Consider the following 24,252-nt stretch of genomic DNA (forward strand, 5'->3'; position numbering starts at 1 on the left):
TTCCTTGGACATTTTCAAAAACACGTAGAAAAAGACGATTAAGGGCCAGGTATTAGAAAAAGTCTGGAACATATTATAGGTAATATCTATTCAAATATGTTAAGGAGGATATCATAAAACCTATGTTACCTATGGAAAAGTATTTCGGCAAGTTAGAACTCGTTCATTCCTTTTACGGGGCTATGCCTACAGGCGTTAGTGTGTCCGAAACCGGGCGTATCTTTATTTGTTTTCCAAAATGGGGAGATGACGTTAGATTTACGGTAGTGGAAATTGTTGAGGGTCAGATGCAACCTTATCCTAATGTAGAAACGAATTTGATCAACCCATTAAATATCAAAATGTCCTTCATCAGTGTCCAAAGTGTTGTTGCAGATGGAAGGGGAACCTTGTGGGTACTGGACACGGCTGCACCAAATTTTTCTGAGCCTATGAAAGGAGGGGCAAAATTAGTCGCTGTAGATTTAAAAACAAATACAATAAAAAAAGTATATACTTTTGCAGAAGATGTGGTCTTGCCGACAACATATCTGAATGATGTCCGATTTGATTTTCGTGTAGGAAAAGCAGGTTTCGCATATATAACGGACTCTTCTTCCAGAGGGCCAGGCGCTATTATCGTTGTAAATTTAGAAAATGGAAATGCGTATAGACGGTTAAATGGAGCAAGCTCGACCTCACCCGATCCATATTTTTTACCGAAAGTGGAAGGTGAAATTTTGATGAATCGAAACGAGGATGGTTCAACATCGCCCTTTCGATTGGCCTCTGATGGTATAGCCATTTCCCCTGATGGAAAAATGTTATTCTATTGTCCATTAACCAGTCGCCAGCTATACTCAATCTCAACAGAAGCCCTGCGAGACAGAACAATACCGGATTTCAATTTAAGTTATCTTGTGCAGTATTGGGGAGAAAAGGGAGCTTCTGATGGAATGATAACGGATGCAAAAGGAAACGTTTATGCTGGAGACTATGAAAACGATAGCATTCGAAAAATATCCCCGAATGGAATCATGGAAACCATCGCGCATGATCCGAGAATTTTATGGCCGGATACTTTTTCTATTGGTCCGGATCAATGTTTATATGTAATTGTGAACCAATTACATAGGCAGGCCAGATTTCATTACGGAAAAGACCTGCGACAAAAACCCTATAGTCTACTACGTATGAAAATAGATGAATTACCTGCTCCTACCTTTTGATATATTGCGTAAGTCGAATCTGCCCTAAGACATCATTAAACAATTGAACAACAAGCTCTGATATAAAAGAGAAGTTCCTTGAAGTGATGGACGAATATCTAGACGAGTTTGATAAGGTCGGCAGAGAGGTCGAACGTTTTACAACCTTCGAGCAACTATATGCCCATTATATGAATCACTGACCTTACATTCATTTATAAGTCCGCGGAGACGGGACTGTAATTGAAGGTAAAACAACGGTAGAGGTTGCGAAGTCAGCAGGGGATAAAAAGGTTGAAGTTATTAGGTGAAGAAGTTAGGTGCAACTCTAGTAGTCCCAATCAGGGGTATTCGAAGCACCTAATGCGAAAGCCAACGGAATCAAAACCAACAGTGGTAGCAACTAAAGAAAAAACATTAATCGTTAATTTATTGACCTCAGCTCGCTTAACCGGCTGAGGTTTTTTCATATGCATTGAAAAAAATACAGATTACCACATGCATTCTCACCGAATAAAAGAAACCTGATCCAGATTTCCATCTCATTCTCAAACATGATGAGGCTTAGTATACACATTGCCGGTCGTATGATTTTTCGATTACAGGACAAGATATTAATCTTATCACCATTTTATTACTTTGATAAAGGAGAAGACCATGGTTGAAAAACACGAGCCTCAAATGAAAAATCATCAAAAGTCTACATGGCTTGATGATTTAAAACAGATATTAAACCATATGGAAGATGCCGAAATCATTGAGCACAAAATAGGTACGAGTGCTTCAGTCCATCTTTTATTTATAAAAACGTTAATAGATCAAGAGCGTTTAAACGAGGCGATTATTCAGCCACTTCATCAATCAGGCGGAAATTCGCTTTCTTCATGCATAATCAATTCTGATGTTTCAGAAGTTATATCGATCGAAGATGCTGGGCAAAAAATAATGCAAGGATATATTCTTCTATACGATTCAGTCAACGATCAATGGCTAGGCATACAGTTGGAAAATCCTCTTGGCCGGGCAATTGAACCTTCCCAAACGGAAACTGTTATATATGGAGCGAAAGATAGCTTCAGCGAACAAATCGATAATAACATTACAATGTTGCGCAGACGTTTGCCTATAACGACATTAAAAACGGAAAGCTTCACTATCGGATCACTGAGTAAAACAAAAGTTGTGTTAATGTACATAGACGGAATAATTAATCCGGAATTTGTTTCCATTGCAAGAGAAAAAATTGAAAGTGTGGATTTCGATCAGTTTTTAGACTCCGCACAGCTTGCAGCTTTTATTGAAGATCATAACCATACGGTCTTTCCCCAGTTTCTACAAACGGATCGGCCGGATGCCTGCGCCTTCGCCTTAGGTGAGGGTAAGCTGACTTTATTAGTCTCCAATTCACCGTTTGCTTTAATTTGTCCCATTACATTATTCCATCTATTCCAATCACCAGAAGACTACTTCCTTCGTTGGCCGGTAGCCAGTTTTTTACGTTTAATGAGGTATGGAAGTTTTATTATTTCTTTGACGATGATTCCTTTTTATGTTGCGTTAACGACATTTCATTACCAAATGGTTCCGCTGCCGATTCTCTTCGTATTATTGGAATCGAGAAGCAAATTGCCCTTTACTCCGTTTGTGGAAGGAATTTTCATGATCGTAACGCTGGAAATCATCAAAGAAGCAAGTTTGCGAATGCCGACCAAAACCAGTCAAACTCTAGGGGTTATCGGTGGTATTGTCATTGGACAAGCGGCTGTTGAGGCAGGCTTTGCAAGTAAAGTATTAATTGTTTTGATGGGTATATCCGCTATTGCTTTCTTTTTAGTTCCCAATTATCAAATGACAAAATCCATGGTTCTGTTGCAATTGCTTCTTCTTATCCTTGCATCGTTTCTTGGGCTGCCAGGAATCGTGGTCGGGATAATCGGGATTCTTGCGCATCTCCATGCATTAACGTCATTAGGTCAACCTTATTTAGCGCCGCTTTCACCTTTTTATGGGAAGGATTGGATCGACCTCTTTATTCGCGGGCCTTTGATTTGGATGAAAACGCGTCCGCATAACCTAAAACCACTACAGAAATGGCGACAGGAGAAGATGAAGAAATGAAGACTTTATCCCTATTCAATCAAACTTCCACCCTTGGCGGCATTCATTTCCTTTTATTGGTTAATCGAACGCAAATGCATTATTTTATTTTAATCATGCCGGTTTATTTGGTTCATTCCTATATGGTTTGGGGAATTGTCGCCTTGGGGCTACTGTCCCAACTTAATTTGATGATGCTATCCAAATGGTTTACTTCCAGTTATGCATCGAAAGGCTATCAAGGATTTGTACAGCTTTTTGGGAAACGGGCGGTTCAAGTTTTCGCAATACTTGGTTTTGTGATAATACTGTTAAAAATTTCAATCATCACACTGGGTTACGTTGAAATGCTCCATAATTTTATATATCCATCAATGAATAAAAAGTGGCTGATCCTAGTTATTCTTTCGATCAGTTTATTTGTGGCTTCACATGGCATGGAGAAAACATTGCGTTTTGTCGTTATCGCCTTTCTTTGCGGGGCGTGGATCTTAATCATGTTTATTCCCTTTTTCTTTCCAACGATTGCAAATTACCGCGATTTGTATCCTCTAATCCCCACCGAATGGTCAGAACATTCATGGCAGGGCTTGTTGTTTATTTGGTCGGCATTTTCCGGTCCAGTATATTTGGCCTTTATGGTTCCATGGTTGAGCTCCAATAAAAAAATATCGAAGTATCTTGTCATTGGAAACATGCTGACGATCTTGGAATATTCATTAGTGTTCATTGCTTCGGTATTGTTTTACGGTTCGAACTTCTTAAGCAAGATCAACTTTCCGGTAGTATATATGGGAAGTTACATTCAAACGAGCGGTTTAGAACGAATCGATTACATCCTTATCTCTTTCCAAATGTTTAATTATGTATTTGACATTTCAATTCTTTTGTTGTGTTTATATGGAGCCGCAAGAGTCTTTATGAAAAAAATGAACAAAGGCACAACTCGGATCGGATTATTGTCGAGTTGGTTTGTCATTTTGATAAGTATCATTATAATGGAGCAATGGTTATGGCAAACGGTTCCGGGTCAAAAGATGTTACTGAACATTCAAATTTGGCTTAGTGCATTCATTTATTTACTGGTTCCTACGATCCTTTTCACTATGGTTAAACGAAAGGAGAGAGTGTAGGTATGGTATCATACAAGCATTATGGTTTATTGGCGATTGTAAGCCTTATGTGGGTGGCCGGTTGTTCTTCTCCATATGTCGAGAGCAATATGATCGAAGAGATCGCCCCGGTAGTTTTCTGGTCTGTTGACAAGGGGACGGAAGGAAAGTTTAAAATCAGCACTTTAGTGCCTCCACTCATCAAAGAAAAAAAACGCTTTCTCTCCAAGGAAGTTGATCTGTTAAAACAGGGAGGCAAGGAGTTTAATTTAATTTATTATCGGGAATTAAAGCAGGGGCAGCTGCGAATGTTATTAATCAATGAGGAACTGGCAACAAAAGAAGGCATTGAAAAACTGATCAATACGATATTGGTTGATCCCGATATTTCAATGCATGTCTACTTATTGATCGTCAGAGGCGATTTTGATGAATACATAAAAAATCAATTGACGAAGCAAGAAAACCAAGATTATTTTCTTTATCGGATGTTAAAGCATTACGAGCAACATAACCAAGGTGAAATGAGCATTGTCAATATTCATCAATTCATGAAGATGTTATATTCCCCTCTTAAGGATCCGATCCTGCCGGTTTTTCATGCGGATAAAAACAATTTCAATTACGTAGGAACGGCCTTTTTCCAAAATGATAAAGAAGTAATGGTCACTCAAGACGTAAGTGATGAAATTTTTCAACTTCTGGATAACGATCATTTCTTAAAAGTCTTGGCCATTCCAAAGTTATCTATCAGTTTGGGACGTGTTCGATCCAATATTCGCATGAAACTATCAAGTGACTATTCATCCTTGTCTTTACATGTGGGATTGAAAGGAAGAATTGAGGAATACCAGGGAGAAAAGAATATTCAAAGCGAGGAACAATTGGAACATTTAATTCATGAGATTGAGGTATACCTTGAGGAACAAACGTCAGAATTATTAAAAAGTATGCAACGGTTGAAAGTGGATCCCTTAGAGGTCGGAACACATTCACTTAAGCCTTTTTCTAAACCAATAACGGAAGAGCAATGGTTGAAATATTGGGAAAATATGAAGATTAATGTTGACTTCGACATCAAAATACAGCCTTTGATTAATGTTGAACGGCTGTCGTGATTAAAAAGATGCCCCCTACATGATCAAATACATCATTGTGGGGGCATCTTTTTTGTTCAAATCATGTACAAAGAGAGCTTATTACTGCAGCCCGTGGCGGACAAGCCATTTGGATATCTTTAGAAGATGGAAAGTCTAATGATCTTATCGTCATTAATAACAAAATGATAATTCAATAATAGCGGATCGGGTAGACCCGTCTTATCGTAGGTACCATCCAGCTTGCATGTTAACACAATTTCATCACCTATTTTTTTGGCTTTTGTTGGCTCTAACGTTACATTCGCTGAGAAATGGTTTTGATCACTCCATTCCCGAATCGCCTGTTTGCCATTTCGCTTTTTTCCTTCATCCATCACAACGGCATTCTCTGAAAAGCAATCTACAAATACTGCGGGGTCTGGCTTGTTAGATGCATTAATGTATTTGCCAATTACAGATGGTAAATGATTGAGATCCATATTATTCTCTCCCTTTATTAATTAATTTTTAGACGGTAGGGGTAGTTCCCCCATCTATGACATATTCACTACCTGTAATAGATGCTGCTCGGTCTGAGACCAGAAATGCGACCAGTTCAGCGACTTCTTCAGGAAATCCTGGCCGACCAATTGGAATACCTCCGAGTGAAGTCATAAGTTGTTCAAGCGCACTTTCTCGACTTCCGGTTTCCGTTGCGATCCGATCAATTAATGCGTCAGCTGCTTCTGTCTGAATAAACCCGGGAGACAACGTATTTATGCGAATTCCTTGTGGGGAAAATTCATTTGATAATCCCTTGCTATAATTAGCCAGCGCGGCTTTGGCAGATGCATAAGCCAGTGTAGTTTCATATAAAGGCAAACGTCTCTGGATGGAAGTGAAATGAAGAATAACGCCTGAATTATTTTCTAACATAAGTGGAATTAAGCCACGATCAAGTCGAACTGCTGCGAGTAAATTCCAATTTAATGTATGAAGCCAATCCTCATCACTCAATGCAAGTGCGCCTCCTGGTGGTGTCGTTGATCCACCTACGCAATGGACGATAATATCGATACCTCCAAGTTGCTCTTTTACTGCTGTAATTATTTGCTCTACACCTTCAGGTGTGGCGACATCTGCTTGCACAAATTTGACCGAATTTGGTAAGTCAGTTGATAGGGAACGGGCAGTAGTAAGGACAGTAGCTCCGCCGTTTGCAAGTCTTTTTACAACAGCTTGCCCCATTCCCTTTGTTCCTCCGGTTACGAGCACCTTTTTACCTTCAAATTCCGATACAGAGAACTCAAATTCTTTATGCATAACTATTCCTCCTAGTGATGGTATTCAATATTTAATTTAAAATTGCTCTGTCTCTAAAGCTTGATGTGTTGTTCGAGAGGAGCTAGAACTAATATTACACTTGCTACTTTCATAACGTCCAATTTATTATAATAATAAAAATGATGAATAATATTAATATGTGGAGGGGTGGTTTTAATGGAACTTACACAATTAGAATACTTTATGACCGTTGCACGGCTTGAACATATGACCCTAGCCTCCAAAAAACTTGGTATTACTCAGCCAGCATTAAGTCATGCAATTGCCAAGCTCGAAAACGAAATAGGAGCTCCTTTATTTGAGCGAAATGGACGAAATATAAAGCTGAACCGAAACGGTACCATGTTTTCTAAATGGATTGGTAGAGCCCTACAAAATATTGAAAATGGCCTAAAGGAAATCGAAGAGTGGTCCAATCCGGATACAGGTGTGATTACGTTGTCTTATCTAAACATTCTTGGGGTTGAATTGATCCCAAGTCTAATCCGGAGTTATCAATTGAAGTATCCCAAAGTTCGATTCGAATTGACACAAGGGAACTTAGGGGATATTGATGAACATCTGGAGCAAGGATTTTCGGATGTTATGATTACATCGAGGGAATCTACTATGGATAATCATCACTGGAAGACTATTCAAAATGTTCCTTTATACATTGTTGTTCCCTCCCAACATCGTTATGCAGATTGTAGCGCTCTTAGTTTGGCAGAGCTGTCTGGCGAGCCATTTATTGGATTGAAAAACAACTGTGGATTAAAAGCAACGATTATATCCCGGTTCCAACATACCGGATTTTTTCTTGCTTCGGCCTATGAAGCGGAGGACCTGATCACTGTAGCCGGTTTTATAAAGTCGGGTTTGGGTGTATCAGTATTACCAAAGACGCTGGGTTTGATGTTAGATGAATTGGTCTGGATCCCTATCATTGATGAAGGATGGTACTGGGAAATAGGATTGAAGTGGAGAGATGATCATAATATTTCCCCAGCAGCGAAAAGGTTTATTGAATATGTGGATACTTTACATCAACGAGAATGACCGCCAAAATTTCTAGTTTTGAAAAAAAATTCTGAGAATATAATCCCTAAAGATTTTTGAATAAGACAACAAGATTTCGAAATTGCTCCCTTGTTATAATCAATGAGAAAAATTGAATGCGAAGGAGCTTATCTATGCATAAAATTGTAGAACCGAAAATTTTCTATTTTGGAACTCCAGTCGTACTTATCAGCACTCTAAACGAGGATCATTCGGTAAATTTAGCTCCTATTTCATCTGCATGGTCGCTAAATCAGTCATTTATGCTTGGAATAAGTAACCGATCTCAAACCGTGCAAAATATTCTGCGTGAACGTGAGTGTGTCTTAAACCTGCCTTCCGTAGACCTTGTTCACGCTGTGGATCGACTGGCTCTTCTCACCGGACGTAACCCTGTTCCTGATTACAAAGTACGACAGGGGTATAGGTACGAACCAGACAAATTTGGTGCGGCCCAATTGACTCAAACACCATCAGATATAGTAAAACCTTCATGTGTTAAGGAGTGCCCCGTGCAACTTGAAGCAATTGTCAAACATGTTCATGATTTTGGAGAGGATCCAAGTACATTAGCTGCTATCGAAGTTAACATTGTGAAGTCGCACATTCACGAGCAGGTATTGATGGATGGAGAAGAAAATTATATCGATCCAGACAAGTGGAATCCGCTAATAATGAACTTTTGTGAGTTTTATGGTATCGGGGAAAAAGTACATCCGTCTAGATTGGCTCCAGTCTTTGCACCACCTGTCCGTCAGTGACAATAAGCGAACGGGCAGGAAACCCTTACAATCGCATTTATTAAAGTGGAATACGACGATGCAGTTCATACTTTATTGTATTTAAACACAAGGAAAAAATCCTTTTACAATCATTGTCAGTACGTTATAATACAATCATCAGGTAGATTACCCAACAAAAAAGTGAATTAATGTAATATTTAGTCACGCTCGGCTCGTCATAGTTCTTTGAGCCGCTTATTACAACATAATAGATATCGGAGGTATGATTATGGTCAAGAAGAAAATTTCCACAGCCCTCAGCGCAGCTTTAATCGTTTCTATGCTGGCTACTGGCGTAATAGTCACTATCCAAGATAACACAACGTTAGAGGTAGCGAAGTCAGCAGGGGATAAAAAGGTTGAAGTTGTTAAAGCATAAGCGAGAAGTTTAATTTATTAACCTGTCGCGGGACAGGAACATATTCCAATTAAAGTCGCTATTTTAGCGGCTTTTTTTGTTTTGTCGGAACAATACGCATCCAACTAATTGCAACACTTGGATTCAAAATCAAGGAGATGTACTGGCTCCCGAATTAGGGCTTTTCAACAACCATCTTCAATTTACATTTGTAAATCAGTTGATTTAAAAACAATAATAAAAAACGATCAAATCAACTTATATAAAAGTTGTTACTTTCAAAAAACCAGTCATAAATTGTGCAAATGTAAACTAAAACAGATGTATATATAAAAAACAATGTTCATTTATACAAAAATACTTTGACAAATGAAACCGAGTGAATTATTTTGTTAATAAGGAATGCATATTACTTATTTTAGATTCTAAATAGCCTTAAGGGAGAGTGAATAAAATCAAAAAAATACATCTATCAGGTGAAAATAGTATCAGCAAAGGTCCAGAAAACTTCACTTATAAAAATGAATACAGACCACAAATACATTATTCACCTAAGAGAAATTGGATTAACGATCCTAACGGAATGGTATTTTACGAAGGGGAATATCACCTTTTCTACCAATATAATCCTCACGATACACAGCCTGACTTCGGCAGAATGCATTGGGGGCACGCAGTAAGTAATGATTTAGTACATTGGGATGAACTTCCACCAGCCATCTCACCTGGGGAAGATGGAGCGATCTTTTCGGGAAGTGCGGTAGTCGATAAGAACAATACAAGCGGATTCTTCAACGAAGCAGGATCAGGATTGGTTGCAATTTATACTAATGATGGCAACTGCGCTCAGCCCGGTAAACCGCAGGTTCAAAGCATCGCTTACAGTAAGGACCAAGGTCGAACCTGGACAAAATATGAAGGTAACCCTGTTTTATTCCCCACGGAAACGCTAGACTTTCGAGACCCAAAGGTATCCTGGCATGAAGAATCTTCAAACTGGGTAATGGTTCTTGCCGTAAGCGACCGTGTAGAATTTTACACATCTTCGAATCTTAAGGATTGGTCTTTTGCAAGCGGTTTCGGTTCCGATATTCCAGGCATCCATCGTGGAATATTTGAATGTCCTGATGTTTTTAAACTCCAAGTGGATGAGGACCCTGATACCACTAAATGGATTCTGACACTAAGTGTCGGAGATAGAAATGGCGTAAATCCAAACGATTCAGAACCACCCGCAGGCGGTTCTGGCATGATGTATTTTATAGGTCAATTTGATGGTAAGGTTTTTACACTAGATGAACCATCGGAATCATTCGATACAATCCAATGGATAGATTACGGATCTGACTTTTACGCGGCCGTGACCTGGGATGGTATCCCGAATGAGGATGGGCGAAAGATTTGGGTCGGCTGGATGAATAATTGGCGTTATGCTTCCACTCTTCCTTCTAAAGAATGGCGTGGCCATATGTCAATCCCACGAGAGATTCAGCTTAGGACGTATTCGGAAGGACTTCGCTTAATTCAAGCACCCATAACTGAGTTAAATCAACTTAGAAGATCAATTCTATCTCTACAAGACATTACGATTAAACCAGATATGAACGTTCTGTCTGCTATTTCTGCTGCAAAGATGGAAATTATTGCGGAATTTGAAATCGGTAATGCAATAGAATTTGGGTTCAAGGTGCATAAGTCTTCCTCTTCCAACCAGGAGACAGTCATCGGATATAATGTCTTGAATGAGGAGTTATTTGTCGATCGGACGAAGTCGAATGCTGTTGATTTTCATCCCGATTTTGCCGCAAAACACAAGGCCCCCATGAAGCCAGAGCATAAACGGATACAGTTAAGCATCTATGTTGATTGGTCAAGTGTAGAGATCTTTGGCAACAATGGAACAACTATCATTTCAGACACGATTTTCCCTGACTCGGGAGGTAGAGGACTGGAACTCTATGCCATTGGCGGAGAACTAAAGGTCGTGTCGCTTCAAATCAATGATCTCGTAAGTATTTGGGAAAATCAGAGTGTTTAGACTTTAGCAATTTACAATTCCATTAGAAAAGAGGGTAAGGAATGAACGATAAATCCAAATTCGCAATATGTCTTCTGATGGCAACGGGATTAGCTCTGACTTCAAACGGTATTTTTACATCTAACTCAGTTGCGGCTAGTGCTGTGCTCGCTGATCAGGAAACAAATAAACAGGCAAAGGAGGAGCTTGATATTTTTGAAAGCGCATCCAAATCAAACACCAATCTGATAGGCTGGCAAGTGAAAGGAAAAGGTGGATTAGAGGATACTCCAGAAGGAATCTTGCTGACTTCGCAGCCTAAAGAAAATGTAATGGCCATCTCAGAGTCGGTGTCCGATGATTTTATCTATGAAGCTGATGTCATGATCAGGGATACGAAGGCAGATGCCACATTGTTGTTTCGTTCTAATGAGGATGGCTTTAGCTCGTACATGCTGCAAATCGTTCCGGACGCTGGTCTGATCCGGTTAAGAGATGCAACAAATGGAGATGGGAAATTAAAGGAGGAGCGTAAAGTTTCTGTTGAAATGGGGCAAATCTATCATCTCAAAGTGAAGGCAGTGGGGTCCTCGTTAAAAGTATATTGGGGCAATCAATATAAACCATTAATTGATGTTCAAGACATTTCGTATCAAAGCGGAAAACTTGGACTACATGTATGGGATGGATCTGCCTTGTTTTCGAACATCGTGGTGAGCGATCTGAAAGGTAATTTGGGTACAGTGCTTGCTAGCAAGGGAAAATGGCAGCCTGATATCAACGGAAAAAGAGGGACTGTAGAACAGGAGAGCAAAGCACAGCAAATCTATAATAAAGAGGCGACTGATATGGTGTATGAAGGGAATATTACCCTTCGTCCTGATTCTATTGCAGCTCTCGCATTTCGATCTTCAACCGATGGAACCGAAGGATATGAAGCTACTCTTACGAAGGAAGCAGATCAGGTCCGTGTAAGTTTGACGAATACAAAAGGAACCGTAATTGCAAGTTCGCAACGTACTTATCCGAGTCAGATGGGAGCCAAACATCATGTGGAAATCAAGGCAAAGGGAGATCGAATTCAGGTCTTCCTGGATGGATACACTACGGCCGCAATTGACGCGAAAGATTCAACCTACAGGAGTGGAAGTACTGGAATCGTCGTAAAAAAGGGGACGGCTTACTTCCAGGATACTTATGTGACAGAACTGAGCCAATATTACAATGAGATATATCGTCCACAATATCACTACACGCCAATACGTGGTTCAGCGAGTGATCCGAATGGACTTGTCTACTTCGAAGGAGAATATCATCTCTTCCATCAGGATGGAGGAACATGGGCGCATGCGGTAAGTAAAGATATGCTGAACTGGAAACGGCTTCCGATTGCACTTCCCTGGAATGATCACGGACATGTCTGGTCTGGGTCGGCTGTTGCGGATATGACAAATGCATCTGGTTTATTCGGAGATTCAGGAGGCAAGGGCCTTATTGCATACTATACTTCCTTTAATCCGGATAGCCCGAATGGGAACCAGCGTATAGGTCTGGCTTACAGTAAAGACCAAGGTCGTACTTGGGAGTATTCGAAGGAACGCCCGATTGTGATCGAGAACCCAGGTAAGAGCGGAAATGAAGCTGGGAATTGGGATTTCCGCGATCCGAAAGTAATACGTGATGATGAGAACAACCGCTGGGTTATGGTTGTGTCCGGAGGAGATCATATTCGTTTCTACACGTCAACGAATTTTCTTGACTGGACATTGACAGATAATTGGGGATATGGGGATTACATCCGTGGAGGTGTATGGGAATGCCCTGATTTGTTCCAGCTTCCGGTAGACGGAACATCACAGAAGAAGTGGGTTATGATGATCAGTACAGGAGCGAATCCCAAAACAGGCGGATCAGATGCCGAGTATTTTATCGGTCATTTAACAGCTGATGGTAAATTCGTGAACGATAATCCGGCGGGTAAGGTGTTAAGAACAGATTTTGGTAAAGAATTTTACGCTTCGATGTCTTTTGCTAATATGCCTGATCATCGCACAGTGATGATGGCGTGGATGACGAATTGGGACTATCCGTTTGCTTTCCCAACGTCCAATTGGAAAGGTGAACTAACCATTCCGAGAGAAGTTTCATTGGTAACAACCAAAGATGGAATTCGGATGGTGCAAAGTCCAATCAAAGAATTGGAATCACTACGTAAACCTTTGTACTCTGCTTCCAACAAGTCGGTGAGCCCTTCTTCCGGGAATCTGTTAAAAGGTATTATTTCAGGTGCTTACGAAATTGAAGCTGAAATTGAAATCCCTGAAGCCAGCACAGTAACCGAGTTTGGCTTTAACATTCGTGAGGGTGCAAATCAGAAGACAGTCGTGGGTTATAAGGCAAGTGATAGTCATATGTTTGTGGACCGAACTGCATCCGGTGAAACGGATTTTTCTAACCTTTTCAGTAAGAAACATGAAGCGCCTACGCAAATGGAGAATAACCGGATCAAGATGCGTATTCTTGTGGATGAGTCTTCTGTTGAGGCCTTTGGTAACAACGGCAAAGTCGTCTTTTCAGATGTTATATTTCCGGATCCCGCTAGTAGAGCGATGAGTTTTTACGTAAAAGGTGGGAATGTGAACGTTGTTTCCTTGAAAGTGCATCAACTTCAATCTGTCTGGAATGAGAACATTCCTTCAAAAGCTCAAATAAAGATGGATACGAGGGTTCGGGAACTGGGGGTAGGCAAGTCGGATACACTGCAGGCGATAGTCGAGTATGGCCAAGGTCTAGGCGTTCAACCGCTTAAGTGGAATTCCAGTAATAACGAAGTAATAGCCATAGTCTCGGTAGACAATTCACACGCAGTTATTAAGGCAAAAAAAGAAGGGGAGTCCACAGTCACCGTATCTACTCCGAATGGTAAAACTTCCACTAGTGTGCTCGTTAAAGTCTCAGGTGGCGAGTTCCGGACAAACCTGAGTGGATGGACTAAAGATCTGTCTGCTGCTTTATGGTTAGTTAGTGAACATGGGATCCGTGGTAAATATTTTAGCGATGCGAATTATATTGCCAAAGAGAAGGCTGGGAATTTTACGTATGAAGCAGACATGATGCTCGGTGAAACAGGAGGGGCAGGTTCTATTTTGTTCAGGGCTAGCGAGGATGGTCGCAGTGGTTATTATCTGAATCTAGACCCTAACATGAAGGCAATCCGTCTGTTCTACAAAATCAATGGAGGATTTGAAGAACGTCAGGTCCTTGCCAAAGTACCAACGTTCATTCAGCCAGGTCAAACGTATAAGGTGAAAATAGAAGCGAATGGTCCGCATATTGTCGTTCACGTGGACAGTCAAAAAGTGATAGATATCATGGATGGTACTTTTGCAGAAGGCCACTTTGGACTCCATGTATTTGGCGGCTCCGCATCTTACCAGAACGTCAATGTGAGCAACGGTGAACCTGCAAACCTCACCAAGTCCAGCCTTGTAAATGCCGCAACACAAAAATCCATTTATACAGTTAACCTTGTCAACGGGGAGCCAGTTACCTTGCAAGATGCAAGTGCAGCTTCCGCCCAAAAGTGGGTATTTGTTCCGACAGGCGACAAAGCAGGTTCGTATTCAATTCGTACTACGGCCGGTCAGACGCTTGATCTGGATATAGGACAAAACAAACTTCAGCTATATCATTACTTAGGGTATAACAACCAGCGTTGGGTCCTTCACCAGAACAAAGACGGATCAGTTCATATTACTTCAGCTCATCATCAAAAAGCATTAGAAGTATCGGAAGATGGAACCAAACTCTTCCTAAGTGAACTGAATCCATCACTTGATCGACAAAAATGGGTATTAACAAAATAATCAAAATTTATTCCATGATGGCGTATCTCATAGATATTCCAATAAAGAAGTGTCGCGTGTCAGGAACATTGTTCAATTCAAGTCGCTATTATAGCGGCTTTTTTTGTTTTAATATTATCCCAAGCCAAGGACAGGTTTTATTGAAGTAGCAGAGGTTCGATGGCTATCGCGATGCGGATTCGTAAGCTTTCAGTTGGATCTTTGAGTTTCACACCCAGGAGTTTTTCACACTTTTCCAGTCGATACACCACGGTATTTCGATGAACGAAAAGTTGCTTGGATGTTTCGACAAGCTGGCATTGTGTATCATAAAAAGCGTTCAAGGTGCGCAGCAACTCTTTTTTTTCATGTTCGTCTGCAATGTGCAGCAATCCGTTTAAGGTCGCGTCGTAAAATTGTTTCAGTTCGTTGTGGGGAAGCATGTGGAATAAATATCCGATGTCCTTGGCTTGATAAGATTGGACGAATTGCTTTCGTTTTAGCCAGTAGCCGAATTGCAATGCATTAACCGCTTCTGTATAAGAATGACGAACGCCAAGTACATTTGATGCAGGTTTGCCAATGCCGATAGACAGACTCAGTCCAGTCTCATGATGCAGCTCTTTAAGCATTCCTGACAGCTGCTCGGTGATTTTCGCCTCATCCCACCCACACTCAGGGATAGATAACAGAAGACAGTAGGTATCATGTTTGGTAAACATGACGAAGGAATGATCTAACCCACCAAAAACACGTTTGATGTGCTCGTATTGCTCTTCTTGCTCCGTGATATTATCTCCTTTCAGAGGCGCCGAACCTTCGTGATTAGGAAATCTTTGATGCATGTGATGCACCTCGTCATTACGCATGGTCAGCACGACACTTGCACGCCCCTTGTTAAGCCCGCATCTCTTGCCGCGGTTCAGCGCCTCCTGCTCAGAAGTGATATATCCCTCAATCAGATCGGAAAAGAACTCGTTTTTGTGTCTGCGGGAGCGCTCTTTGACAGCCTGTGATTTGGTCAGCTCCATTCCAATGACGTTGGAGGCCTGCTCAAGCGTCAGACCAAAAAGGCCAGTCCATTCATCCGGGGAATGAAAGGATAACAAATAGCCTTCGTGGCGGTAAGTTTTCACCGGATATATTAACATGCAGCAACGCTCTCGGACTGATGTGTTGATGAAGCACAACGAAGTAGGGCTAGAAATATCGGACAAGTCTTGAAGTGTATTTACAGCGGCTGCAGTGAGTTCAGCAATACTTGTATTCTGGCTGGAAGCGGAGATGGTTTGCCATTTGTAGTTTAACAGGATGACTGGGGATGAGAACAGTTTGGACAGGGAATCGATAATGCTGGAAATTCCTTTGCCACGCATGATCATCTCGGAGAATTTTTTGTGGATGCTGAGTGCATATTGAAGTTCGTCACTCTTGTTATTCAGAATCACACTGGTCGATCGCTGCAAAATTTCGCCGAGGGATAGACGGACATCGGAAATTTCGATGATGGGAAATTCGTTCTTGTCCGCTTCCCAAAGTATTTCATCAGGGATAGGCAATTCAAAGCGCTTGGTTTTGATAGCCAACCCCGAGCAATGAAGACGCTGCATGTCTCTGATTAGATGAATAAACATCTCTGGCTGCTGCTTCATGAAAAAGCCGTTGGTCAGCAAGAGCTCGTTCGGCCTTAGAAAGCGAATGATATCCGGACAGTCCATAATATTGACCGTTTGAACCTCACGTACTAGACCCTTATGCCCCGTAATCACTCTGGCATCATCGTAAATGCCGTTTTTCAGCAAATCTGTCAGCAGCACATCGACCCATCCCTTTCTGGAACAAGTTATTTTATTGTTAAGTAATATAACACTACGATCATGTGGAGTAAATATCTTTGGTTTGATCATCCAATATTGCTAATTATTTTTATCCTTTTCATCCAATGATTTCTCATAAGGAGTGAATTATGCTTAAGGTGTTTCTTGTGTGTAATAAAAGCGTACATGAACGGAGGATGTAATGATTGATCTACTTATCACGGATACGGTGATTTCCGGGGATGAAAGGCGAATGGATGTCGGGATATCCTCAGGCAAGATTGCATTTGTCACGCCGTGCGGGGAAAGCAAAACCGAAGCGTCTCGTGTAGTGAAGGGCAAAGGGGGCTTATTGCTGCCCGGATTCGTCGAGCCGCATATTCATTTGGAAAAAGCATATTTGCTGGATTCCATGGATCGGGAGGCGGAGTCTCTCCAGGACGCAATTCGGATAACATCCAAACTGAAAAGTTCGTTCACGATGGAGGACATGTACCGGCGCTCGCTGGTTGTCATTCGAGAAGCCGTCAGGAATGGCGTAACCCATATGCGTTGCCATGCAGAGGTTGATCCGGTTCTTGGACTCAGAGCTGTCGAATCTGCTCTTCGTCTCAAACAATCCTTAAAACATCAACTGGATTTACAGGTAGTTGCCTTTCCGCAAGAAGGGGTGTATAAGAGTCCGGGGACTGCTGAGCTGATGGAAGAAGCCATTCGTATGGGAGCCGATGTGATTGGAGGAATCACGTATCAGGATGCAGACCTGGGGGAGCACTTGGATTTTGCATTTGGTCTGGCAGGGAAGTACGGAAAACCGCTGGATTTTCACGCGGATTTTTCGGTGGATTCCAACGACCGTGCCGTTGTGGAAATTGCAAAAAGGACAATTGTTGCAGGAATGCAGGGGCATGTAGCGGCCGGACATGTAACCTCGCTCGGTTCCCTCCCTGAACACGAAGCTTTGGTTATCGGAGAACTTCTGTGTCATGCCGGGATCAGCATCATTACGTTGCCGATGACAGACCTCTTTTTGAATGGAAGAGAAGGCCCAGAAGGACATCATAGAGGTCTCACTCCCGTGAAACTGCTGCAGGATTGTGGAGTAAATGTGGCAATTGGCGTCAATAATGTGCGCAACCCATTCACGCCGTTTGGCAAGGCAGACCCGATTGAGGCTGCCTGGCTATTGGCGATTACTTCGTACATGGGCAGCAAACGAGATGCGCTCATCTTGACCAACATGCTGACGCATAACGCGGCACAGGCGTTAGGCATTGATAATTATGGCATTAGGGTCGGCGCTCCGGCTGATATGGTATTGTTCCGAGAGCGATCGGAAAGGGAAGTTCTGCTTAATAAACCGGAGGCCCGCACAGTTTGGAAATCAGGATTACAGGTAGCTTGTACTGACTCAAAACCTTTGGAATTACCATAGTCGTCGGAAGATATCGAAAAAATTTGATTATGATGTAAGGGGATGGAGTCATGGAGAAGGGGTTAACACTTGTAAAAAATGTAAAATGGTCGGAAAACCTGTTTGATCTAACGATTAATCAAGCAACTGGACTTATTGTCAGCATTGAGTCTGCCGGAACGGATGAGGATCTCACATCTGTAAATATTGCCGGTAGGGCGACAACCGTCTTTGATGCGGATGGGCTCCACTATGTACCACCAATGGCAGATATGCATACCCATCTGGACAAGCATTTTATTGGGGAGCCGTGGAAGTCTTTGCAGCCGTTTGTCACACTGCCCGGCCAGTTGGAATTTGAGAAAAGCATGTTGGGAGAACTACCGACCGGGGCGGGAGAACGTGCGAAACGATTGTTGGATTTAATGCTTGCCCAAGGTACAACGGCAATCCGCACACACGTTGACGTGGATCCGCAAATTGGCCTCTCTCATCTTGAGGAGATCTTGGAAGTGCGTGAGATGTACCAAGGACGCATCGATATGGAAATTGTGGCGTTCCCCCAGCAAGGCCTGCTTCGATCTGACTCCGTTTCCGTTATGCGGCAAGCGCTTCGTGCTGGAGCTAACTATGTTGGTGGTGTGGATCCGGCTGGACTGGACCGCCGGGTGGATGCCAGTCTGGAAGCCATGTTTGAACTTGCGACAGAATTCTCTGCGGGCGTCGACTTGCATCTGCATGACCCGAGTCATCTCGGAATATACACGATCAGCCGCTTCGCCGAACTGACAGAACAAGCAGGTATGTCAGGCCGTACCGCGGTAAGCCATGCCTATTGTTTGGGCCAGGTTGGGGAAACGGAGGTGCGCTCACTCGCAGAAAGGTTGTGTGCGACCGGCGTAGCCATCATGACGAGTGTGCCCATTGATAGGCCCATGCCCCCCATCAAACTGTTGATGGAAACGGGAGTGTCCATGCATATCGGTTCCGATAACATTTTGGATTCGTGGAGCCCATTCGGAAATGGCGATATGCTCTCCCGTGGGTCACGTCTCGCTGAAGCATCCGGTTGGGTGGAAGACTTCTGGCTGTTAGAAACGTACAAGCTTATATCCAATGCGCCATTAACTCCAAAAGTGGGTGAACGAGGCACTTTCTCGTTGGTAAATGCCATAAATGCGATGCATGCGTTGGCTGCAGCACCTCCACGCGAAGCTGTATTTTCGGGTGGTGTGCTTGTTGGTGGTCGAATGTTTCCGAACAGCAGACAGATGGCAGCCATCCATTCGTAACAATCTTTAATATACATGAAGCAGCGCATCCTTTTTCAGGTGCGTTGCTTTTTGGCATGAAAAGGCTGATCACATGACGTATAAAACGTCGCTTAATGCAGTGTATGTCATAAAACATTGCATTTAAATTGAAATAGGATTTTCTTTTGGTGTAACAATCCAAATGAAATCATTTTTTTTAGTGAATCACACCAATGACTGAGGCTTACTTACATCGTATTATTCATATAAGAACAATTTTAAGTCACATAAACTGACATTAATAGAATAGGAGGGATATTGGAGGAGTTACACAAACCAAACATCATTGTTACGAACAGGGGGAGAGAGACATGCGTCGAGGTTTCCATGCAAACCGCATTCAAAACATTAGAAAGCATGGGCTGTTATTGGTCATGATTTTACCAGGCATCGTCTATCTGTTCATCAACAATTACTTGCCCATGTTCGGCATTGTGATTGCGTTCAAAGATATCAATTTTGCAAAAGGAATCTGGGGAAGTGACTGGGTAGGCTTCGATAATTTCGCCTATCTGTTCCAAACGCAGGATGCTTGGGTGATTACCCGTAACACGTTACTCTACAACGGCGCATTTATCGTGCTTGGAACAGTGCTCTCCATAGCTGTGGCTGTATTGTTGAACGAGGTAAAGAAGCGATTCGCCTCCCGACTGTACCAAAGCATCATTTTGCTGCCCTATCTGATCTCAATGGTTATTGTCGCTTACTTGGTTCTGGCATTGCTCAACGAGGAAAACGGATTCGTCAACCATTACGTGCTTCCTTTGCTGGGGATTGACCCCGTGTCGTGGTATGCGGATTCCGGTAAATGGCCCTTTATATTAAGTGTCGTATATCTGTGGAAAAACGTCGGTTATACATGCATTGTTTATCTGGCCTCAATCGTAGGCATCAGCCAAGAATATTATGAATCCGCTACGCTGGACGGAGCATCCAAGTGGAGGCAAGTCTGGAGCATTACCCTTCCTCTGCTTAAACCCACGATGGTCATTATGGTGCTTCTTGCAGTGGGACGCATCTTCAATTCCGATTTCGGATTGTTCTATCAGGTTCCGCTGAATTCGGGTGCACTGCAAACGACTACCGATGTCATTGACACATACGTTTATCGTGGATTGATGACTTTTGGGGATTTTGGAATGTCATCCGCTGCCGGACTGTACCAGTCCATTGTCGGTTTTCTGTTAGTATTAACGACCAATGCGATCGTTCGTCGCAAAAACCGGGATTTGGCGCTGTTTTAGCTAAGGGGGAGGACAACATGTATTCAAATAGGATATATCAAATGGCTGTTCACCTTGTGCTCATCATGATGGGAATCGCTGCAGTGTTTCCGTTTATACTTCTGATATCCGCTTCCCTAACCGAGGAACAAGCCATTATCAGGGATGGTTATCGTTTGTTACCGGCTCAATTCAGCTTCGATGCTTATGTGTATCTGTTTAATCAATATTCGTTGATTCTGCGGTCGTATGGAATTACGACGTTCATCACGGTCGTGGGCACAATCGTTGGATTGTTGATTACAACCCTGGTCGCTTATCCGCTATCCAGAAATGTGCTTCCATTTCGTTCGTTCCTGTCATTCTTCGTATTTTTCACCCTGCTTTTCAATGGGGGGCTGGTGCCCATGTACCTGGTTTATACGGACCTCTTCCATTTGAAAGATACCATCTGGTCGCTAATCATCCCGAATTTACTGACCAACGGGTTCTACATTTTGTTGATGCGCAGTTTCTTTTCCACATCCATTCCCGGCGAAGTCGTGGAGTCAGCCTATGTGGATGGAGCCAACGAATGGGTTATTTATTGCAAAATCGTTCTCCCGCTTGCTCTCCCAAGCCTGGCAACCATTGGTCTGATGCTCATGATTTCGTATTGGAACGATTGGTTTAACGGTCTGATCTTCATCAATGATGGAAGCCTCTACAGCATTCAAAACCTGCTTAATCGAATGTTGTCTGATGTCCAGTACTTGCAGCAAAACAGTTTGTCTGGCCAGACTGCTGTTGTCTCATCCGTACCTCTCGGCAGTGTGAGAATGGCTATTGCCGTAATCGGCGTGTTGCCACTGATCGCAGCGTATCCGTTTTTCCAGAAGTTCTTCGTCAAGGGATTGACCATTGGTGCCGTAAAAGGTTAGTCATGCTTCGTATCCAAGATGTCTCATCCAAAAGCAAACATGGGGAGGAATGAAGATGTTCAGAAAAAGATTGCCTGCGGGTTTCTTGAGGGTAATGTCCTTAATTTGTGCGGCCCCTCTATTGTTGACGGCATGCGGAAATCCAGATAGTAAGGAGGGAGCAGAACCTGGGAAAGCTTCAGCAACAGACATGTATGAAGTGGTCATGACGTATCCGGCTTTTGGGGATGTAACGGATGTTAAGGAAATTCAGGAAGCCATCAGTGATATTACAGCGGAAAAGGTAGGCGCCACCGTGAAGCTCTTGCCTGTTAATGGATCGAACTATGCCAATCAAATGAACTTGATGCTGGCGGGCAGCGAGAAACTGGATCTGGTGTATACCAGCGTTTGGTTCGGCCTTGAATCTCAAATCGGCAGGGGACAGTTACTGCCCATGGACGAATCGTTGAATGAATTTGGTAAAAAGATACTGGAGGCTGTTCCGGAGGAAGCCGCAGAAGCCGGGAAGATGAATGGCGAAACATATGGCGTTCCCAGCATTAAAGCTTGGGCACTTTCTCCCAGTTTTGTGATGGACAAAGAACTTGCCGATAAGCATGATATTGACCTTAACGCCATAAAAACCTGGAATGATATCTCTGCTGTATTGCAGCTTATCAAGGACAATGAGCCGGGTGTCACGCCGATTGTTAGCTATACCTCGCAGGAAACACCCGGACAAGCCATGCTGAATTATGATCCATTGGGAACAGCACCTGGCGTACTGGATTTTGGCGGGGAGGACTTCACCGTGCAGAATCTTTTTGCGACTTCTCGGTTCTCCACAATGGCTGACCTGATGCGTGATTGGTATCAAAAAGGTTATTTCAGCAAAGACGTCGCAACGTCACAGGAAACGGGGTCCAATCTGATCAAGGCAGGCAAAGCCTTCTCGTATATCCGGAATATCAATGAGTGTTACTCGGAATCACTTGCGGCTGGGACTGAACTTGTATGCGTACCCCTTGAGGACTCGTATATGACGCGTAATAGCGTAGCTTCGAACATGATGTCTTTGGCAAGGAACAGTGAGCAGCCGGATAAGGCGATTCAAGTATTGGAACTGTTTTACTCGGACGAAGCAGTCATTAATCTGTTTACCAATGGAATTGAGGGCAAGCATTATGTTAAGCAGGATAATGACCTGATCGGCAAGCCGGAAGGTGTCACTGCAACAGGATACGATTCAAACCAATATGCCGTGGGCAACAATTTCCTGTCCTATATATGGGAAGGGAATGATCCTGACATGTGGAAGCAGTTGAGGGGCGAAAACGAGAGTGCCGTCAAATCAAGGGCGATGGGTTTCAGCTTCGACATCAATCCAGTCAAAACACAAATTACCTCGGTGGCCAACGTCCAAAACCAGTATGATGCAGGCTTTCAGACAGGAACTTTTGACCCGTCAGAACTGGGTGCTTATCTCGACAAACTAAAGAATGCAGGCGTAGAGAAAATATTGACGGAGAAGCAAAACCAGTTAAACCAATGGCTTGAAAATAAATAGAAGGAGCTGATCACGTATGTTTAATCCTGTCATTGATGTTCACCACCATATCATCTCTAAAGAAATGCAACGAAAGCAGCGGGAGCTGGGAATGGAGATTCCAAGTTTTATGCCGAAGTGGACGCCCGAGATCGGGATGCAAAAAATGGATGTATGTGACATCTCGTTTTCATTCCTTTCAGCCCCGTCAGACCTGACGTTCATCAACCAATCTTCTGCCAACACATTGGCACGTAAAATGAATGAAGAGCTCGCATCGTATGCTCAACTTCATCCTGAGCGGTATGGTGCGTTTGCAACGCTTCCACTCCCGGATCCCGCAGCAGCCATGGAAGAAACCTTGTATGCACTTGATGTTCTCGGGATGGATGGTGTTGCAATGCTGACAAGTTATCAGGGGAAATATTTAAGCCATCCGGATTACACCGAATTGTTAACCGAATTGGACCGACGCAGTGCTGTTGTGTTTCTGCATCCCATCCTCATACCGCAAAAAATCGCTGGACTTAGTCCTGCGCTGCTTGAGGGCACCTTCGATACGACGCGGGCCGTCACTACGATGGCTGTTCATCGCATTTTCGACCAATATCCATCCATTCAGTTCATTCTTCCCCATACAGGGGGCATGGTTCCTTATATCAAATGGAGAATTGCGCTTGCCGCCATCGGGCAAGATTCAATTCAGGTTGAAACAACACCGGAACAATTTCAAGCTGAAATAGCCAAACTGGACCACCTTTATTATGATTCCACGTTGAACCTCGGCACAATTCAAAAGTTGATTGCGCCTGATCGGATTCTGTTCGGAGCGGACATACCTTGGCCAGCGGACAGCGTCCTTCGTATACAGCGGGAGTCAGTATTCCATGAAGCACAGCAGATCAGCGAAGAAAACGCGAAGGCGATCGCTTATGGCAATGCCTTTCGTCTATTTCCCCGCATTTCTAAGCTTTTTAATGTAGAGAAAAAGTTAATTTAAAATGACAGGAAACGATAACTCAACATTACAAAACAATAGTTTAATCTGTCATGACAATGTAACAACAAAACAACCGTTCTTGAAACGGTTGTTTTGTTGTTAACACCCATTAGTTACATTCTGGTTCCTATCTAATAAAAAGGTGCCTACTTTTCAAGTAGTATGAGACATTTTAAGA

General features: G+C 42.8%; 18 protein-coding genes. 15 read left to right on the top strand and 3 right to left on the bottom strand.

The genetic code is table 11. The annotated features are described in order from the left end of the window. Positions 1-113 precede the first annotated feature (113 nt). From V6669_RS16295 to V6669_RS16310, 4 genes are all read left to right on the top strand, one after another. The gene (locus tag V6669_RS16295; RefSeq protein ID WP_338594974.1) at positions 114-1,208 is read left to right on the top strand and encodes an L-dopachrome tautomerase-related protein; all 1,095 of its coding nucleotides are present in this window, start codon (positions 114-116) and stop codon (positions 1,206-1,208) included. A gap of 636 nt (positions 1,209-1,844) precedes the next feature. After that, positions 1,845-3,305 (top strand): spore germination protein, encoded by a 1,461-nt coding sequence (locus V6669_RS16300; RefSeq protein WP_338586936.1) that lies wholly within the window; start codon positions 1,845-1,847, stop codon positions 3,303-3,305. Continuing rightward, complete coding sequence (locus tag V6669_RS16305) at positions 3,302-4,417, top strand: GerAB/ArcD/ProY family transporter (protein ID WP_338586938.1); 1,116 nt, start codon at positions 3,302-3,304, stop codon at positions 4,415-4,417. The genes V6669_RS16300 and V6669_RS16305 overlap by 4 nt, the downstream gene beginning before the upstream one ends. Before the next feature lie 2 nt (positions 4,418-4,419). Then, entirely contained in the window at positions 4,420-5,514 is a 1,095-nt protein-coding gene (locus V6669_RS16310) for a Ger(x)C family spore germination C-terminal domain-containing protein (protein WP_338586940.1), read from the top strand. Between the two features lie 119 nt (positions 5,515-5,633). Here V6669_RS16310 and V6669_RS16315 read toward each other — a convergent pair whose 3' ends face one another. Beyond that, positions 5,634-5,975 (bottom strand): nuclear transport factor 2 family protein, encoded by a 342-nt coding sequence (locus tag V6669_RS16315; protein WP_338586941.1) that lies wholly within the window; start codon positions 5,973-5,975, stop codon positions 5,634-5,636. A 28-nt stretch (positions 5,976-6,003) separates the two neighbouring features. Then, entirely contained in the window at positions 6,004-6,798 is a 795-nt protein-coding gene (locus V6669_RS16320; RefSeq protein WP_338586943.1) for an SDR family oxidoreductase, read from the bottom strand. Positions 6,799-6,975: 177 nt separating this feature from the next. On the opposite strand from V6669_RS16320, the gene V6669_RS16325 reads away from it, so the two are divergent. From V6669_RS16325 to V6669_RS16345, 5 genes are all read left to right on the top strand, one after another. Next, the gene (locus tag V6669_RS16325; RefSeq protein ID WP_338586945.1) at positions 6,976-7,857 is read left to right on the top strand and encodes a LysR family transcriptional regulator; all 882 of its coding nucleotides are present in this window, start codon (positions 6,976-6,978) and stop codon (positions 7,855-7,857) included. Positions 7,858-7,991: 134 nt separating this feature from the next. Next, entirely contained in the window at positions 7,992-8,618 is a 627-nt protein-coding gene (locus tag V6669_RS16330) for a flavin reductase family protein (RefSeq protein WP_338586947.1), read from the top strand. Between the two features lie 250 nt (positions 8,619-8,868). Next, the gene (locus V6669_RS16335) at positions 8,869-9,018 is read left to right on the top strand and encodes a hypothetical protein (RefSeq protein WP_338586948.1); all 150 of its coding nucleotides are present in this window, start codon (positions 8,869-8,871) and stop codon (positions 9,016-9,018) included. Between the two features lie 424 nt (positions 9,019-9,442). Further along, the gene (locus tag V6669_RS16340) at positions 9,443-11,035 is read left to right on the top strand and encodes a glycoside hydrolase family 32 protein (protein WP_338586950.1); all 1,593 of its coding nucleotides are present in this window, start codon (positions 9,443-9,445) and stop codon (positions 11,033-11,035) included. A 41-nt stretch (positions 11,036-11,076) separates the two neighbouring features. After that, positions 11,077-14,880, top strand: a complete 3,804-nt coding sequence (locus V6669_RS16345) for a GH32 C-terminal domain-containing protein (RefSeq protein ID WP_338586952.1) — start codon at positions 11,077-11,079, stop codon at positions 14,878-14,880. A gap of 137 nt (positions 14,881-15,017) precedes the next feature. Here V6669_RS16345 and V6669_RS16350 read toward each other — a convergent pair whose 3' ends face one another. Then, a complete protein-coding gene (locus V6669_RS16350; RefSeq protein ID WP_338586953.1) occupies positions 15,018-16,676 on the bottom strand; it encodes a PucR family transcriptional regulator ligand-binding domain-containing protein in 1,659 nt (552 codons plus the stop codon). A gap of 202 nt (positions 16,677-16,878) precedes the next feature. Between V6669_RS16350 and V6669_RS16355 the strand changes: the two genes are divergently transcribed. The 6 genes from V6669_RS16355 (at position 16,879) to V6669_RS16380 (ending at position 24,074) form a co-directional block, all read left to right on the top strand. Further along, entirely contained in the window at positions 16,879-18,111 is a 1,233-nt protein-coding gene (locus tag V6669_RS16355) for an amidohydrolase family protein (RefSeq protein ID WP_338586954.1), read from the top strand. Positions 18,112-18,161: 50 nt separating this feature from the next. Further along, a complete protein-coding gene (locus V6669_RS16360) occupies positions 18,162-19,382 on the top strand; it encodes an amidohydrolase family protein (RefSeq protein WP_338586956.1) in 1,221 nt (406 codons plus the stop codon). 332 nt (positions 19,383-19,714) lie between these two features. Continuing rightward, positions 19,715-20,647 (top strand): ABC transporter permease subunit, encoded by a 933-nt coding sequence (locus tag V6669_RS16365; RefSeq protein ID WP_036615375.1) that lies wholly within the window; start codon positions 19,715-19,717, stop codon positions 20,645-20,647. Between the two features lie 17 nt (positions 20,648-20,664). Beyond that, the gene (locus V6669_RS16370) at positions 20,665-21,546 is read left to right on the top strand and encodes a carbohydrate ABC transporter permease (protein ID WP_338586959.1); all 882 of its coding nucleotides are present in this window, start codon (positions 20,665-20,667) and stop codon (positions 21,544-21,546) included. 55 nt (positions 21,547-21,601) lie between these two features. Continuing rightward, a complete protein-coding gene (locus tag V6669_RS16375) occupies positions 21,602-23,095 on the top strand; it encodes an ABC transporter substrate-binding protein (RefSeq protein WP_338586961.1) in 1,494 nt (497 codons plus the stop codon). 16 nt (positions 23,096-23,111) lie between these two features. After that, a complete protein-coding gene (locus V6669_RS16380; protein WP_338586963.1) occupies positions 23,112-24,074 on the top strand; it encodes an amidohydrolase family protein in 963 nt (320 codons plus the stop codon). Positions 24,075-24,252 lie beyond the last annotated feature (178 nt).

The organism is Paenibacillus sp. Y5S-9 (assembly GCF_036894235.1).
Taxonomy (GTDB): Bacteria; Bacillota; Bacilli; order Paenibacillales; family Paenibacillaceae; genus Paenibacillus.

Coding starts and splice junctions, on each gene's coding strand:
- V6669_RS16300 (WP_338586936.1), top strand. CDS start 1,845: ATGGTTGAAAAACACGAGCCTCAAATGAAAAATCATCAAAAGTCTACA.
- V6669_RS16305 (WP_338586938.1), top strand. CDS start 3,302: ATGAAGACTTTATCCCTATTCAATCAAACTTCCACCCTTGGCGGCATT.
- V6669_RS16310 (WP_338586940.1), top strand. CDS start 4,420: ATGGTATCATACAAGCATTATGGTTTATTGGCGATTGTAAGCCTTATG.
- V6669_RS16315 (WP_338586941.1), bottom strand. CDS start 5,975: ATGGATCTCAATCATTTACCATCTGTAATTGGCAAATACATTAATGCA.
- V6669_RS16320 (WP_338586943.1), bottom strand. CDS start 6,798: ATGCATAAAGAATTTGAGTTCTCTGTATCGGAATTTGAAGGTAAAAAG.
- V6669_RS16325 (WP_338586945.1), top strand. CDS start 6,976: ATGGAACTTACACAATTAGAATACTTTATGACCGTTGCACGGCTTGAA.
- V6669_RS16330 (WP_338586947.1), top strand. CDS start 7,992: ATGCATAAAATTGTAGAACCGAAAATTTTCTATTTTGGAACTCCAGTC.
- V6669_RS16335 (WP_338586948.1), top strand. CDS start 8,869: ATGGTCAAGAAGAAAATTTCCACAGCCCTCAGCGCAGCTTTAATCGTT.
- V6669_RS16345 (WP_338586952.1), top strand. CDS start 11,077: ATGAACGATAAATCCAAATTCGCAATATGTCTTCTGATGGCAACGGGA.
- V6669_RS16355 (WP_338586954.1), top strand. CDS start 16,879: ATGATTGATCTACTTATCACGGATACGGTGATTTCCGGGGATGAAAGG.
- V6669_RS16360 (WP_338586956.1), top strand. CDS start 18,162: ATGGAGAAGGGGTTAACACTTGTAAAAAATGTAAAATGGTCGGAAAAC.
- V6669_RS16365 (WP_036615375.1), top strand. CDS start 19,715: ATGCGTCGAGGTTTCCATGCAAACCGCATTCAAAACATTAGAAAGCAT.
- V6669_RS16370 (WP_338586959.1), top strand. CDS start 20,665: ATGTATTCAAATAGGATATATCAAATGGCTGTTCACCTTGTGCTCATC.
- V6669_RS16375 (WP_338586961.1), top strand. CDS start 21,602: ATGTTCAGAAAAAGATTGCCTGCGGGTTTCTTGAGGGTAATGTCCTTA.
- V6669_RS16380 (WP_338586963.1), top strand. CDS start 23,112: ATGTTTAATCCTGTCATTGATGTTCACCACCATATCATCTCTAAAGAA.